Below are 14,783 nucleotides of genomic sequence, written 5' to 3' on the forward strand. Positions count from 1 at the left end.
AAGGTTGCACGGCGTCCCGCCTGCCTGACTCATGAACGATAACGCCGCCGCCCCAGCCCTGCCTGCGGACCGTCCGCCGGCTTCGGCCCAACAGCATCACCATCACCAGGGCGGCCTCGGCAAGCTTGCCCTGGGCGCGGTCGGCATCGTCTTCGGCGACATCGGCACCAGCCCGATCTACGCCTTTCGCGAGACCTTCGCCGGCCACCACCCGCTCGCGCCGGACCGGCTCCACATCTACGGCGTCCTCAGCCTGATCTTCTGGTCGATGATGCTGGTCGTGACGCTCAAATATGTCATGACGATCATGCGTGCCGACAACAAAGGCGAGGGCGGCAGCCTTGCCCTGCTGGCGCTGATCAACCGCAACATGGAGCGGACGGACCGGCGCTGGACGCGCGGCATCGTCCTCCTCGGCGTGTTCGCGACCGCGCTCTTCTACGGCGACAGCATGATCACGCCGGCCATTTCGGTGTTGTCGGCCGTGGAGGGCATCACCACCGTCCAGGCAGGCCTGGAGCCCTACGTGATCCCGGCCGCGATCGGCATCCTGGTCGGTCTGTTCGCCATCCAGTCGCGCGGCACGGCGCGGGTCGGCGCCCTGTTCGGGCCGATCATGCTGGTCTATTTCTTCACGCTAGCGGGGCTCGGCCTGTACCATATTTCGGGCGATCCTGGGATCATCCTGCAGACGCTCAATCCGCTCAACGCCGTCACTTTCTTCGCGACCGACAAATGGCTCGCCTTTTTGGCGCTTGGCTCGGTCGTGCTCGCCGTGACCGGCGCCGAGGCGCTCTATGCCGACATGGGCCATTTCGGGCGCAAGCCGATCGGAATCTCCTGGCTCGTCTTCGTCATGCCCGCCCTGATGCTCAACTATATGGGGCAGGGGGCGATGATCCTCTCGCTCGATCCGGAGCGGGCGCTGGAGGTGGTGAAGAATCCCTTCTTCTTCCTCGCCTCCGAAGCCTTCCGTCTGCCGCTCGTCATCCTCGCGACGCTCGCCACCATCATTGCCAGCCAGGCGGTGATCTCCGGCGCCTTTTCCGTGACTCAGCAGGCGATCCAGCTCGGTTTCATCCCGCGCCTGCGCATCCTTCACACCAGCGCTGCAGCGGCCGGGCAGATCTACATCCCGGTGATCAACTGGGCGCTGATGGTGATGGTGATCCTGCTGGTGGTCACCTTCGGCAGCTCGACCAACCTCGCCGCCGCCTACGGCATCGCGGTCACGGGCGCGATGTTCATCGATACGGTGCTGATCGCCGTCGTGCTGTTCCAGCTCTGGCGCTGGAACCGCATCGCTGCCGGCCTGCTGCTCGCCGTGTTCTTCATTGTCGACATCGCTTATTTCGGTGCCAATCTCACCAAGGTGCCGGAGGGCGGCTGGGTACCGCTTCTGATCGGCTTCGTCGCCTTCACGTTGCTGACAACTTGGGCGAAGGGCCGCAAGCTGATGATCAACCGAATGAACGAGGCGGCGATGCCGATCGGCGTGTTCATCAAGTCTGCCGCCAACAGCGCCGCGCGCGTGCCGGGCACCGCGGTGTTCATGACCACCGCCTCGGACGGCATTCCCCACGCGCTGCTGCACAATCTGAAGCACAACAAGGTGCTGCACGAGCGCGTGATCCTGCTCACCATTCGCATTGAGGACGTGCCGTTCGTGGAGCGGGGCTGCGAATATGAGCTCGACGATCTCGGCAGTGGCTTTTTCCGCCTGATCATCCATTACGGCTTCATGGAAGATGTCGACGTGCCCGGCGCGCTCGCGCGGCTGGAAGGCTGCGGCGGCATCTTCAAGATGATGGACACGAGCTTCTTCCTCGCCCGCCAGACCCTGATCACGTCGTCCCGCCCCGGCATGGCGGTTTGGCGCGAAAAGCTCTTCGCGTGGATGCTGCGCAATGCAGAAAGCGCGATGGAGTTCTTCAAGCTCCCCACCAATCGCGTGGTCGAGCTCGGCTCGCAGGTCGAAATCTGAGCGCCGGCGCGCCGATCATCGTCACCGCAACCTTCGGCGATGGCGACAATGGCTGGCTCCAGGAGCTCCGCCGCACGCATTTCCCGCCCGAGCGGAACCAGGTGCCGGCGCACCTTACGCTGTTCCACCACCTCCCGCCGGGCATCGAACGCGAGCTCGGCCAGCGCCTCGGCGCCTACGCCGCCGCGCCCGCGCCGCGCGCCACCATCGCCGGCGTGATCGATCTCGGCGCCGGCACCGCCTTCCGCATCGACAGCGAAGAGCTGGAGGACATCCGTTATGACCTCGCCGAAGCATTCCGAGGCCTGCTCATTCCGCAAGACTTCGCGCCCTGGCGGCCGCATGTCACGATCCAGAACAAGGTCGAGCCGCGCGAGGCACGAACGCTCCAGCAGCAGCTCCGCGCCACCTTTCAGCCGCGCCCGCTCGCCATCAAGGGGCTGGCGTCATGGCGTTACCTGGGCGGCCCGTGGGAGCCGATCCGCACCCACATATTCCGCGGCTGACGATTAGTCCGACTGGCCGACGCCCTCGCAGCTATAATCGAAGGCAGCGAGACCCGCCTCCAGGTGCCCGGCGAGCAGGGGCATGTCGAGCAGCTCGTCGATCGCCGATTCGGGGTCATTATCCGACGCTTCCGCAAAGGCGTCTTCCCACTCGCTGACGTCGTAGGTGCCGCGGCCGACCCAGGCGAGGGCGAGCGTCTCCGCGAGCTGGTCGTCGGCGAGGTCGTCGAGCGTCGCCCGCATCTCCTCCTCGACCCCACTGTTCAGTTCGTCCTCCAGCACCGACAGCGCCTGATCCTCGGCATCATCGTCGAAATCGTCGACATTGTCCGGATCCTCGTCGGGATCGGCGGCCGGCACCTGCGCCTCCATCTCCTTGGCGCGCAGGATCAGACGGCAAAGCGTTTCCAGGGGGGTGAGCAACTCCATATGTCGTCCTTCCGTCGCACCGATTTGGGTGATGCAACGACGGGTGCGACGGGCGGTTCCGGAAGCGGGCGGGGGAGCGGTTGACCCAAAAAGCGCCGCTCCCTATAGCGCCGCGACGCCGGCCGCGAAGGCCGGGCGAGCCTTGGCGCGTTCGGGGCGGAGTAGCTCAGCTGGTTAGAGCAGCGGAATCATAATCCGCGTGTCGGGGGTTCAAGTCCCTCCTCCGCTACCAACGGTAGAGTCGGGTATTCAACTCAGTGAAGGGGGCGTGGCAGCGCCAGGAGCGGCAGCCTCGCGGCTCGGCGTTCGAGCTCGGCGTCCATTTCGCGCAGCGCGGCCACGGCTTCACGGGTCGGGCGACGCACTGCCTCGCGGCGGCAGCGGCGCGCGAGGTCGCGGAGATGGGCGGCATCGGACATGGGGTAACAACCGTCGGCGCCCGTGCCGGGTTCCTGAAGTGCCTCCGGGCGGGATGGCTAGGCGCCTCTCCGGCTTCCCGCTAAACCTCGCGCACCGGTCTGCATTTCCCTGGAGTTCCTATGGTTTCGATCTCGCGCGGCGTGCTCCTCGGAGCGGCTCTCTTCGCTCTTCCCGGGGCGGCGGCCGCCCAGGACATCAAGCCGCTGCCGAAGCAGGAGGCCGCACCAGAGCCGGAAGCCGACAAGTCGGCAGCCGAGGGACCTAAGCCGGCGGCCACGGCAGCTGCGAGCGATCCCTTTGCGGCCATTCCTCCGGCCAGGCCGGAGGACGTGAAGTCCATCGATGCGATCATTGTCGCACTTTACGACGTGATATCCGGCGACTCCGGCAAGGAGCGGGACTGGAACCGCTTCCGCTCGCTTTTCTACCCCGGTGCGCGGATGATCCCCACCGGAACCAACGCCACCACGGGCAAGGTTGGCGCGCGGATCGCCACGCCCGACGATTATATCCGCGCCAATGAGGCGTTCCTGGAGGGCGAGGGCTTTCACGAGCAGGAAATGAGCCGGCACGTCGACAGCTTCGGCACGATCGCTCAGGTCTTCTCCTCCTACGAGGCGCGCAAGAAGCTGAGCGACGAAAAGCCGTTCCTGCGCGGCATCAACAGCATCCAGCTGCTGAACGACGGTAATCGCTGGTGGGTGATGACGGTCGCCTGGGCGCCCGAGTCCGCAGCCTCTCCGCTGCCCGACCAATATAGCAAGAAGCTGGAGCGCTGAGCCCAGAGCCGCGCATCGGGACGGCGGGGTGGTCGGTCGCGACCGGATCGGCCGAGCATTTCCCAGCCGAGGGCACCGGCCTTCAGCGCTATAGCGCCCGCTTCTCCTGCGCAGAGATCAATTCGACGTTCCATCGGCCGCACCGTGCCTCGACCTACGAGCGCTGGGCAGCATCGGTCCCGAACGACTTCCGTTTCTCGGCCAAGCTCCCGAAGACGATTACCCACGGATTGAAGCTCGCCGACTGTCGCGAGGAGACCGTGCGCTTTCTGGACGAGGTCGCGCCGCTCGGCGACGCGCTTGCGATCCTGCTGGTGCAGCTTCCGCCAAGCCTCGCCTTCGATCGGGAAGTGGCGCGCCGGTTCTTTGACACGCTTTGCGAACGCACCGCGCTCCAGATCGTTTGCGAGCCGCGTCATGTAACCTGGTTCGAGGATGCTGCGGACGCGCTCCTGGACCGGCTGCGTGTCTCACGGGTCGCCGCCGATCCGGCGAAGGTCGCCGCCGCGGCCGCCCCCGGCGGGTGGCGGGGCCTCGCTTATTACCGGCTGCACGGGTCGCCCGTGGTCTATCGCTCCAGCTATGACGACGGTCGGCTCGAAGCCTATGCGGCTGCCGTCGAGCGGGAGCGGTCGGAAGGCCGACCGACCTGGTGCATCTTCGACAATACCGCCTCGTCGGCCGCGACCGGCGACGCGCTGAAGCTGCAGGCGCTCACCAGCCGCTGACGCGACCCCATGTGTCGGACACCTCGGTGCCGCCATCGACGACGAGGCTGCGATCATAGGCTGCGGCGGTCATGCAGACATGATTGGGGAAGACCCGCACCTTCGTTCCAATCGGCAGCCGGTCGAAGGGAAGGGGGGTGGCGCCCCGGATCTCGCCATGCTCCTGATGGACGCCGTCTACCACCAGCCGCCCGAAGGCACGTGACCCTTGGAGGTCCATCACCAGGCCGTAGCCGTAATCGTCGCCCTGGAGCGCCGCCGTCGAGCGGTCCTTCGAGAGGGCGAGGCCTCCGGCATCGATCACGATCTGGTTGTGCTCTGGCCTGTGACTAACCACCGTCGCCAGCACCGAGACGGCCATATCGTCAGGCCCGTGGGATCCGATAGCCGCCTGATAGAGGTCGCCCGCCATGTATACGCCCGGGCGGAGCTCGGTGAGGCCTTCGGCCGAGGCGGCGTGGACTGCGGTTGGGGTGGAGCCTGCGCTGACACCCGGAACGGTGAACCCCGCGGCGCGCAGTCGCTCGGCGGCGGTGACGACCGCAAGCCTTTCCTCCTCTGCGACGGCAGCGATGGCTGCCGAGTCACGGCCGCTGTAAGAATGACCGCCATGGGTGGCGACACCCACCAGGCGAGCTTTGGACTCTGTAATGATTCGAGCGATTTCCACCAGCTTGCTATCTTCCGGTGCGAGCCCGGTGCGGTGGTCGCCGCTGTCGATCTCGATCCAGACGCCAAACCGATCGGCGTGACGGTGCTCGGCGACTGAGCGCGCTGCCTCGACGCCGTCGAGGAAGATCCCGAAGCGCGAGATCCGCGCCGCGATGTCGGCGGCGCGGTCGAGCTTATCTGAGGTGATGCAGACGGCATATTGGATGTCTTCGATCCCGCAATCGGCGAAATAGTTCGCTTCCTGCAGGGTCGAGACGGCGATACCGCCATGCTCCGGGTCGATCGCGATCCGGGCCGCCTCGATCGACTTCAGCGTCTTCATGTGCGGCCGCAGGCGGACGCCGAGGCTTCGGCACTTGGCCAGCATCCGCTCGCAATTGCGCCGGAGCCGTGTGCGGTCGAGCACCAGCGCCGGCGTGGCGGCGTCGGCCAGGTTCATCAGGCGTCGGCTTTGGCGGGGATCACACCGCGGCGGATCTGGTCGAGCTCGATCGACTCGAACAGCGCCTTGAAATTGCCCTCGCCGAAACCCTGGTTGCCCTTGCGCTGGATGATCTCGAAGAAGATCGGGCCGATCATATTCTCCGTGAAGATCTGGAGGAGCAGGCCCTCGCCGGTCTCCGGCGACCCATCGATCAGGATGCGGCGGTCGCGCATTGCCTGGATGTCATGGGCATGGCCGGGGATGCGCTTGTCGATCATGTCGTAATAGGTTTCGGGGCTATCCTGGAACTTGACGCCGTTAGCGCGGAGCGCGTCGACCGTCGCGAAGATGTCGTCGGTGGCGAAGGCGAGGTGCTGGATGCCTTCGCCCTTATACTCCTTCAGATATTCGGCGATCTGGCTGTATTCGTCCTGGCTCTCGTTAAGCGGGATGCGGATCTTGTCGTCGGGCGCGGTCATGGCGCGGGAGAGAAGGGCGGTCTGCTTCCCTTCGATGTCGAAATAGCGGATCTGGCGGAAGTTGAAGATGCGCTCGTAGAATTGCGCCCAATAGTCCATCCGGCCGCGGTTGACGTTGTGGGTGAGGTGATCGAGCGTGTGCAGACCCGCCGAGACCGAGTCCCGCGTGGTGCCGGGGACGGTCTCGAACGCTTCTTCGTAGAGGCGCCGGGCGCCCTCGCGGTCGACGAGATAAAGGTAGGAGCCGCCAATGCCTTCGATCGCCGGCGTGCCGTAATTGCCGTCGACCGTCGTCGCGCCTCTTTCTACAGCCAATTGAATGGCTTGTTCGGCATCCTTCACGCGAAATGCCATCGCACTGGCCGAAGGGCCATGCGCCTGGCGGAAGTCGGCGGCCTGGCCACTCTCATCCATGTTCAGGAGGAAGTTGACGTCGCCCTGCGCATAATGGCGGATGTTGCGGCTGCGATGATTGCCCACATGAGCGAAGCCGAGCTTGGTGAAGAGGCCCGCCAGCGCTTCGGGATCGGGGCTGGTGAACTCGACGAACTCGAAACCGTCGAGACCGAGCGGGTTGTCATGGACTGTCATCGAAAGAACCTCTGCGCGCTGGAACGGGAATGGCGGCTGTCTACCAGCCCCTGTCGGGAGCCGCAAATCGACGCCAGCGGATTGGACTCGGGCAGCGCGAGTGCCTATCTCGCGCCAGCCTGATCCACATCACGAACAGAGTCCCGACACATGGCTGCTACCCACTCCACGCGCATGCTGATCCTCGGCTCGGGACCCGCGGGTCTCTCCGCTGCCATCTACGGTGCACGCGCAGGCATGGCGCCGATCGTGGTGCAGGGCATTCAGCCCGGCGGCCAGCTCACCACCACGACGGACGTCGAGAACTATCCCGGCTTCAAGGATGTCATCCAGGGCCCGTGGCTGATGGAGCAGATGCAGGCCCAGGCTGAGCATGTCGGCGCCCAGATGATGTGGGACCAGATCGTCGAGGTCGATCTCACCCGCCGCCCGTTTCGGCTCGTCGGCGACGGCGGCACCGTCTATTTCGGCGACGTGCTGGTAATCGCCACCGGCGCTCAGGCCAAGTGGCTGAACCTGCCATCGGAGGAGCATCTCAAGGGCCGCGGCGTCTCCGCCTGCGCGACCTGCGACGGCTTCTTCTACCGCGGCAAGAAGGTGGCGGTGATCGGCGGCGGCAACACGGCCGTGGAGGAGGCGCTCTACCTCACCAACCACAGTCATGACGTCACTCTGATCCATCGCCGCGACAGCTTCCGCGCCGAGAAGATCCTGCAGGAGCGGCTGTTCAAGCACCCGAACATCAAGGTGCTCTGGAACCGCGAGGTCTCCCGCTTCATTGCCGGTGGGCAGCCAGAGGGGCTGACGGGCATCGAGCTCAGGAACACCCGCAACGGCGAGCTCGAGAAGATCGAGGTGGAGGGCGGCTTCGTCGCGATCGGCCACTCCCCGGCGACGGAGCTGTTCAAGGGCCACCTCGCCCTGGACAAGGACGGCTACATAGAGGTCGAGACCGGCACCACCCGCACCAGCGTCCCGGGCGTCTTTGCCTGCGGCGACGTCATGGACAAGGTCTACCGCCAGGCAGTGACCGCCGCCGGCACCGGCTGCATGGCCGCGCTGGATGCCGAGAAGTTCCTCGCCGAGGCCGACTTCGAGGCGTCAGAGGCCGCGTAATGCCTGAAGCCGGTGCTTCAGGTTCCGAAGGCCTCGCTCGACGCTGAGCTGCCAGCGCGGCTCCTGCACGCGCAGCCAGTACATGTTCGGCCCCGGCTGGCCGAGGCTCGTCTTGTAGCGATGATCGCCGGCAAGGAAGTCGAACACGTCGCCGCCCTCGCGCAGCTTCTGCTCGATGTAGAGCGAGAAGCTCACCAGCCCCGGCTTCACCTTGTTGTCCGCTTCATAGGCGAAGCCGCTGAGATAGCTGCCGGTCCAGCCGCCGCGAACGAGACAATGGACGTAGCCGATCGGCGCATCGCCGCAGGAGACGCGGACGATCTCGATGCCGCCGCCTTCGAAATTCTCCTCGATCAGCCGTCTGTGGAACGAGACGAGGAAGGGGTAGCGCCATGCCCCGCCCCCGGTCTTGCGTTGCCAGCTGCGCTCGTGGAGCACGCCCATCTCTTCGAAGAACAGCAAAGCTTCCGCGACGGTTCGCGCCGGCTGGAGGAGGAGAGGGCCGCGGCTTTCGTAGATCTTCATTGCGCGGCGGATCTGATAGCGCGCGTTCGAGCTGAGGCTCGCCAGATAGTCGCCGCCGCTCTCGCGGACGGACTTGAGGTCGACGAAGGCTGTCGTCTTTAGCGCGTCGACCTGGATGGTGAGACCTGCCGCACGAAGCGCTTCATAGCCGTCCTCCGCAAGGCCGCCGATCTGGACCTCGTCGAAGCCGCCCAGTCTTTTTCCGTTCCCCTTGAGAAAGGCGAGTGCTTGCGGCTCGAGGCGCCCGAACCTCGGGTCGGTCAGAAATCCGTTATATTCAATGAAGATGATGTCCTGTTCTTCATAACCCGTCTCATGAAGACAAAGGGTGCGGCTGCGGACGAAACCGTGCCTGCGCTGCCGGCTGCGCCGGAGAAGCCCCAGGCAAACGACCTCGCCGTCTGCCCGGCCGACCAAGACGAAATCGGGAAGGCCGGCTTCTGTCACCCACGCGCCGATCCATGCCCAGGAAAGATAGAAGTTGATGTCCGCGCGCGCCTCCAGCTCGGTCCAGAGGCGGTGCAGCGTGGGTTGGTCAGGCGTTTCCAGCGAGAAGAGGACCGGGCCCGACCCGCGCGTCACCGCAGCGCCTTGGCCCGCGCGAAGGTGAGGAGGGAACCGAAGGTCTCCAGGAGATTGGCGTCCACCTCGTGATCCTCGATCAGGATGCCGAGCCGCTCCTCGAGCTCGGTCAGCAGGCCGGCGACGGCCATGGAGTCGAACTCAGGCAGGGCGCCGAAGAGCGGAGTCGCCTCGTCAAACGCGGCAACCCGGGTTGTCTCGAGGCCGAGCACGTCCGCGAGCACCGCCCTCAGCGTCTGCTCCACTTCCCCCGCATCATCGAGTGCGCTGGCCACCATGACGCGCGCCTAACCGCTTCCCGTGCGCTCGACAAGCCGCGCTTCCCCTTGGCGGCGGCTTACGGCAAAGGCGCGTCAGCCTCAGGAGCCCAGGTGCACGACCTCGATCCCGATCCCCGTCCGCTCGATCACCTGACGCTGCTCGGTGCGCCCGCAGCGCCGGCCCTCATCACGCGCGAGGGCGAACTCGACTATGCGGAGCTCGAGCAGACAGTCGGCGCGCTTGCAGCGGCGCTGAAGGCTAGGGGGCTCGCAGGGGGCGACCGGGTCTCAAGCTGGCTGCCCAAGACCCGCATGACGGCCGTCCTGCCGCTCGCCTGTGCCCGGGCCGGGTTGGTGCACGTGCCGATCAATCCACTGCTCAAGCGGGCGCAGGTCGCGCATATCCTCGCCGACAGCGGCGCCGCCTTGCTGATCACCGGCGAAGCGCGGCTGCGGACCCTGACCGAGGGCGACCTGCCGGCGAGCTGCAGCGCCGTGACGGAAGAGGAGGGGGCCGCCATGCTCGCCGCAGCCGAGCGGCTTCCTCCGTCGTCGGCCGCGCCGGACCAACTGGCGGCCTTGCTCTACACCTCAGGCTCTACCGGCCGGCCGAAAGGCGTGATGCTCAGCCACGCCAATCTGTGGCTCGGCGCGATCTCGGTGGCGCATTATCTGGGCCTGACGGCGGAGGACCGTGTTCTTGGGGTACTGCCGCTGAGCTTCGACTATGGCCAGAACCAGCTCCTCTCCACATGGTCGGCGGGAGGCTGCGCGATCCCGATCGAGTATCTAGCCGCGAAGGATGTGATCCGGGCAGTCGAGCGTCATGACGTCACCACGCTCGCCGGCGTGCCGCCGCTCTGGGTGCAGCTGATCGAGGCGAACTGGCCGCCTTCCGCGCTGCTGCGGCTCAGGCGGCTCACCAATTCCGGCGGCCATCTGCCCCCCTCGATCGTGCGCCGGCTGCGGGAGATGTTCCCGGCAGCCGAGATCCACCTGATGTACGGCCTCACCGAGGCGTTCCGCTCGACCGCGCTCGCTCCGTCCTTGCTGGACGAGCATCCGGATTCGATGGGCGCCGAAATCCCGTTTGCAGAGGTGATGGTGGTGGGGGCGGACGGCGGCCAAGCCGAGGCGGGCGAGCTGGTCCATGCAGGTCCGCTGGTCGCAAGGGGTTATTGGAACGACCCCGAGCGCACTGCCGAGCGCTTTCGGCCGGCGCCGTCGCATTCGCGTTACGGCGGCACCGCCGTCTGGTCCGGTGACCGCGTTCGCCGCGACGCCGAGGGCCTGCTCTATTTCGTCGGCCGCGAGGATGCGATGATCAAGACGAGCGGCAATCGCGTCAGCCCGACCGAGGTCGAGGAGGCGGCGGTCGCCAGCGGCCTGGTCGCCGAGGCGGTTGCGCTCGGCTATCCCGACCATCGCCTCGGCGAGGCGATCGCGCTCGTTGTCCGCGGCGACAAGGGCATCGAGGCGGAGCTCAGAAATCATCTGAAGCGCGAGCTACCCAATTTCATGCAGCCTTCCGCGATCCTGTGGCGAAGCGAGCTGCCGCGGAATCCGAACGGCAAGCTCGACCGGGCGCGGCTGAAGAGTGAGCTGATGGCGTGACGAAGCCGATGGGAGCGATACCGGCCGGTTTCGGCTCGGAAGGTAGCGTGATGACGATCGGCGGCAGGCGGATCGACGCCCTCATCGCCGAGGCCGGCGATACGCCGCTCTTTGTCTACGATGCGGACCTCGTCCGCCAGCGCATCGCCCGCTTCCGAGCCGCATTTCCGGGCGTGCGGCTTCACTATGCGGTAAAGGCGAATCCGTTCGAGCCGCTGTTGAGACAGATTCTGAAGATGGTCGACGGCCTCGATGTCGCTTCAGCCGGGGAACTGCGCCTTGTCCTGGACGCAGGGGCGGAGGGCGAGTCCGTTTCTTTCGCCGGCCCGGGCAAGCGCGAGCGCGAAATCGAGGAGGCGATCCGCGCGGGCGTGACGCTCAATTGCGAGTCCGAAGGTGAAGCCGAACGCGCCATCGCGATTGGGGAGCGGCTGGGCGTGACGCCGCGGGTGGCCGTCCGGGTAAACCCGGATTTCGAGATCCGCGGCTCGGGGATGCGCATGGGCGGCGGCGCCAAGCCGTTCGGGGTGGATGCCGAGCGCGTGCCCGCGCTGGTCCGTCACATTCTGGATGCCGGTCTCGACTGGCGCGGCTTCCATATCTTCGCGGGGTCGCAGGCGCTCGATGCCGGCGCCCTGATCGATGCGCAACAGGCAACACTCGACCTAGCCGCCAACCTTGCCGAGGCCACCGGCGCCGCTCCGCCGACGCTCAATCTGGGCGGCGGTTTCGGAATCCCCCATTTCCACGGGGAGCAGCCGCTCGACGTTGAATATGTCGGCGATGCCCTTGCAGGCGCTTTGAAGAGCAAAGCACAAATACTTGCGAATACAGAAATATTCATCGAACTTGGCCGATGGCTGGTGGGTGAGGCGGGGGTTTACCTGACGCGCATCCTCGATCGCAAGATCAGCCACGGCAAGACCTTTCTCGTCACTGACGGCGGCATGCACCACCAGCTCGCGGCTTCGGGCAATTTCGGCCAGGTCGTGCGCCGCAACTATCCTGTGGCCATCGCCAATCGGGTGGACGAGGAGCCGGTCGAAGAGGCGAGCATCGTCGGCTGCCTTTGCACGCCGCTCGATCGCCTTGCGGATGATGTCCTGCTGCCCAAGGCGCAGGTCGGCGACGTCGTGGCCGTGTTCCTGGCCGGCGCCTACGGCCTCTCCGCCAGCCCGCAGCATTTCCTCGGCCAGCAGCCGGCGCGTGAGATGCTCGTCGGCGGGTGAGCCAGGTTCCTTCCGCCGCCGTTCCGTTCCTCGGTTAAGCTACTAGAATCAATCAGTCCCACCTTGGGACAGGCTCGAAAAGCCCCTTGTTCCTAACCGGAATTTTACCTCTTGGCCTGATAGCAGGAGCCAAATCTGCGTGAGGCCTCCGCGCGGACGGCGGTGGCGCAGCTAAGGCTTTGAAGAGGATCGAACCATGCGCGCAACGGCCAAGTTCAAGCTAGCCCTCTGGATGGGCGTCAGCGGGGTCGCTCTGACCGGCTGCAGCACTGCCTCCACCACCGGCAATTCGCTTCCCGCGGCCTCCTTCGTCAGCACCGACGACGAGGTCAGCGAGAAATACATTATCGGCGCCCTCGACGAGCTCACCGTCTTCGTGTGGCGCAACCCGGAACTTGGCGCCAAGGTGCAGGTCCGGCCCGACGGCCGCATCACGACACCGCTGATCACCGACATGGCTGCGGTCGGCAAGACGCCCGCCCAGCTCGCCGAGGACATCAAGAAGGTCCTCACCCAATATATCGAGGACCCGCTGGTCTCAGTGATGGTCGACAAGTTCCAGGGCACCTTTTCGCAGCAGGTGCGGATCGTGGGCGCGACCGAGAAGCCGGCCTCGCTTCCCTATCGCGCCAACATGACCCTGCTCGACGCGATGATCGCGGTCGGCGGCCTCTCCGAATATGCCGCGGGCGACCGCGCCCGTCTGGTGCGCCAGGACAGGGCGACGGGACGGCAGATGGAATATGACCTGAAGATCGCCCGCCTGCTCAAGAAAGGCGACACCAGCGCCAATGTGAAGCTGGAGCCGGGCGATGTGATCATCATCCCCGAGAGCATGTTCTGAACGACGCCCGCCGCACCCCCAGCTGAGAGAGCCGAGCGTCCATGGACGGACTTTACGAACAGGCCCGCATAGCAATCCACTCGGTCTGGCGCCGGCGCTGGCTGGCGCTCGGCGTCGCCTGGGGCCTGTGCCTGGTCGGCTGGCTGGCGGTCGCCCTGATCCCGAACAGCTACGAATCCCGCGCCCGGGTGTTCGCGCAGCTTCAGTCGATCCTCCCGAACCAGATCGGCATCACCGCGGCCGAGCGCCAGGGCGACCTGCTGCGCGTCAAGCAGACGCTCACCTCAACCGAGAATCTGGAGAAGGTGGTCCGCCGCACCGACCTCAACCTGCTGATCGGCAGCGAGCGCGATCTCGCCGCTCAGGTCGAGAAGCTGCGCGAGACGATCAAGATCACCGCCCAGCAGGACAACCTCTTCGAGATCAGCGCCGCTTCGGGCGTCGCCGGCTTCTCCAACGCGCAGAATGCCAAGACCGCATCGGCGATCGTCCAGAACCTGCTCGACTTGTTCATGGAGGAAAATCTCTCGGGCGACCGCGCCGAGACGGGGCAGACGCTCGGCTTCCTCGATGAGGAGCTCCGCCGCCGCGAGCGCCAGCTCCAGGAGGCCGAACAGCGCCGGGTCGACTTCGAGACCCGCTTCATGGGCATGCTGCCGGGCGAGGGTTCGATCGCCCAGCGCATGACCGCCGCCCGGGCCGAGCTCTCCAATATCGATCAGACCCTGATGTCGGCGCAGAGCTCGCTCAACGCGATCCGCAGCCAGATGGGCGGCATTCCGCAGAGCATCGCGACCCCGAACTTCTCGGGCGCCGGTATCGGCTACGCCACCTCGCAGATCGCCGCGCTGGAAGGCCAGCTCAGCCAGGCGCGGTCGAAGGGCTGGACCGACAACCATCCGGACGTCATCACCGCCCGCCAGCAGATCGAGCGCCTTCGCCCTCAGGCGGCGCAGGAGCGCGCCAGCAATCCCGGCGGCGGCGCGATCAGCACTCCCAACCCCGCCTATACCGCGCTTCGCGCCATGGCCGCCGAGAAGGAAGCTCAGGCGACTGCCGCGGCCGCTCGCAAGGGGCAGATCGAGGCGGCGCTGCAGCAGCTCGCCTCCAAGCAGGCCGAGGAGCCCGGCGCGGTCGCCGAGCAGGCGCGGCTCAACCGCGACTACGAGGTGCTGAAGCGCCAGTACGACAAGCTGCTCGAGGATCGCGAGCAGGTGCGGCTCAGGAGCGACGTCCAGAGCAAGACCGACGCGATCAACATCAAGGTCATCGATCCGCCGAGCCGCCCCAACGTGCCGGCAGCGCCGAACCGGCCGCTGCTGCTGACCATCATCCTGTTCGTCGCGCTTGCCGCAGGCGCCGGCGCGGCCTTCGCCAAGGCCCAGATCCAGACCACTTTTCCCACCCAGAGCCGTCTCGAGCAGGTGACTGCCCTGCCGGTGCTGGGCTCGGTCGGCGAAGTCATAACGTCGGAGCGCAAGGCGGAGGCGAAGCAGCGGCTGAAATGGTTCGCTGGCGCCGGCGGCGCGCTCGCGGCCAGCTATGCGCTGCTGATGCTGGTCGAGTTCTGGCAACGCAGCACGGTCGCGTGAGGGAGCCGA

The 14,783-nt window shown here is 66.2% G+C and carries 15 protein-coding genes and 1 tRNA gene; 11 read left to right on the forward strand and 5 right to left on the reverse strand.

What is annotated here, in order from left to right:
• Window positions 1-31 precede the first annotated feature (31 nt).
• Window positions 32-1,984, forward strand: coding sequence for a potassium transporter Kup (locus AC5JBD_RS15125; RefSeq protein ID WP_495722640.1), 1,953 nt, complete (start codon window positions 32-34; stop codon window positions 1,982-1,984).
• Between the two features lie 17 nt (window positions 1,985-2,001).
• Window positions 2,002-2,490 (forward strand): 2'-5' RNA ligase family protein, encoded by a 489-nt coding sequence (locus AC5JBD_RS15130; RefSeq protein ID WP_495722759.1) that lies wholly within the window; start codon window positions 2,002-2,004, stop codon window positions 2,488-2,490.
• A gap of 3 nt (window positions 2,491-2,493) precedes the next feature.
• On the opposite strand, the gene AC5JBD_RS15135 is transcribed toward AC5JBD_RS15130, so the two are convergent.
• Entirely contained in the window at window positions 2,494-2,919 is a 426-nt protein-coding gene (locus AC5JBD_RS15135) for a DUF3775 domain-containing protein (protein ID WP_495722641.1), read from the reverse strand.
• 155 nt (window positions 2,920-3,074) lie between these two features.
• On the opposite strand from AC5JBD_RS15135, the gene AC5JBD_RS15140 reads away from it, so the two are divergent.
• The 4 genes from AC5JBD_RS15140 to AC5JBD_RS15155 all read left to right on the forward strand — a co-directional run bounded on the left by AC5JBD_RS15140 (window position 3,075) and on the right by AC5JBD_RS15155 (window position 4,846).
• A tRNA-Met gene (locus AC5JBD_RS15140) sits at window positions 3,075-3,151 on the forward strand.
• A 25-nt stretch (window positions 3,152-3,176) separates the two neighbouring features.
• Window positions 3,177-3,422, forward strand: a complete 246-nt coding sequence (locus AC5JBD_RS15145; protein WP_495722642.1) for a hypothetical protein — start codon at window positions 3,177-3,179, stop codon at window positions 3,420-3,422.
• Window positions 3,423-3,458: 36 nt separating this feature from the next.
• Complete coding sequence (locus AC5JBD_RS15150) at window positions 3,459-4,118, forward strand: hypothetical protein (RefSeq protein WP_495722643.1); 660 nt, start codon at window positions 3,459-3,461, stop codon at window positions 4,116-4,118.
• 14 nt (window positions 4,119-4,132) lie between these two features.
• Window positions 4,133-4,846 carry a DUF72 domain-containing protein gene (locus AC5JBD_RS15155; RefSeq protein WP_495722760.1) on the forward strand — a complete coding sequence of 238 codons (714 nt, stop codon included), beginning with the start codon at window positions 4,133-4,135 and terminating at the stop codon, window positions 4,844-4,846.
• Here the strand turns inward: AC5JBD_RS15155 and AC5JBD_RS15160 are convergent.
• Together AC5JBD_RS15160 and hppD are read right to left on the reverse strand one after the other, a co-directional pair.
• The gene (locus AC5JBD_RS15160) at window positions 4,833-5,957 is read right to left on the reverse strand and encodes an alanine racemase (protein WP_495722644.1); all 1,125 of its coding nucleotides are present in this window, start codon (window positions 5,955-5,957) and stop codon (window positions 4,833-4,835) included. The genes AC5JBD_RS15155 and AC5JBD_RS15160 overlap by 14 nt on opposite strands.
• Window positions 5,957-7,012 (reverse strand): 4-hydroxyphenylpyruvate dioxygenase, encoded by a 1,056-nt coding sequence (hppD, locus tag AC5JBD_RS15165; RefSeq protein WP_495722645.1) that lies wholly within the window; start codon window positions 7,010-7,012, stop codon window positions 5,957-5,959. The genes AC5JBD_RS15160 and hppD overlap by 1 nt, the downstream gene beginning before the upstream one ends.
• Window positions 7,013-7,162: 150 nt before the next feature.
• Between hppD and trxB the strand changes: the two genes are divergently transcribed.
• Window positions 7,163-8,128 carry a thioredoxin-disulfide reductase gene (gene trxB, locus AC5JBD_RS15170; protein WP_495722646.1) on the forward strand — a complete coding sequence of 322 codons (966 nt, stop codon included), beginning with the start codon at window positions 7,163-7,165 and terminating at the stop codon, window positions 8,126-8,128.
• Here trxB and AC5JBD_RS15175 read toward each other — a convergent pair.
• Together AC5JBD_RS15175 and AC5JBD_RS15180 are read right to left on the reverse strand one after the other, a co-directional pair.
• Window positions 8,114-9,235, reverse strand: a complete 1,122-nt coding sequence (locus AC5JBD_RS15175) for a GNAT family N-acetyltransferase (RefSeq protein WP_495722647.1) — start codon at window positions 9,233-9,235, stop codon at window positions 8,114-8,116. The genes trxB and AC5JBD_RS15175 overlap by 15 nt on opposite strands.
• Window positions 9,232-9,513 (reverse strand): acyl carrier protein, encoded by a 282-nt coding sequence (locus tag AC5JBD_RS15180; protein WP_495722648.1) that lies wholly within the window; start codon window positions 9,511-9,513, stop codon window positions 9,232-9,234. The genes AC5JBD_RS15175 and AC5JBD_RS15180 overlap by 4 nt, the downstream gene beginning before the upstream one ends.
• A gap of 93 nt (window positions 9,514-9,606) precedes the next feature.
• Between AC5JBD_RS15180 and AC5JBD_RS15185 the strand changes: the two genes are divergently transcribed.
• From AC5JBD_RS15185 to AC5JBD_RS15200, 4 genes are all read left to right on the forward strand, one after another.
• Window positions 9,607-11,109, forward strand: a complete 1,503-nt coding sequence (locus AC5JBD_RS15185) for an acyl-CoA ligase (AMP-forming), exosortase A system-associated (protein WP_495722649.1) — start codon at window positions 9,607-9,609, stop codon at window positions 11,107-11,109.
• A gap of 8 nt (window positions 11,110-11,117) precedes the next feature.
• Window positions 11,118-12,338, forward strand: a complete 1,221-nt coding sequence (locus tag AC5JBD_RS15190) for a pyridoxal-dependent decarboxylase, exosortase A system-associated (RefSeq protein ID WP_495722761.1) — start codon at window positions 11,118-11,120, stop codon at window positions 12,336-12,338.
• Window positions 12,339-12,570: 232 nt separating this feature from the next.
• Entirely contained in the window at window positions 12,571-13,182 is a 612-nt protein-coding gene (locus AC5JBD_RS15195; protein ID WP_495722762.1) for an XrtA/PEP-CTERM system exopolysaccharide export protein, read from the forward strand.
• Window positions 13,183-13,223: 41 nt separating this feature from the next.
• Window positions 13,224-14,774: an XrtA system polysaccharide chain length determinant gene (locus tag AC5JBD_RS15200; protein ID WP_495722650.1), complete on the forward strand. Its 1,551-nt coding sequence runs from the start codon at window positions 13,224-13,226 to the stop codon at window positions 14,772-14,774.
• Window positions 14,775-14,783 lie beyond the last annotated feature (9 nt).

The organism is Allosphingosinicella sp. (assembly GCF_059502505.1).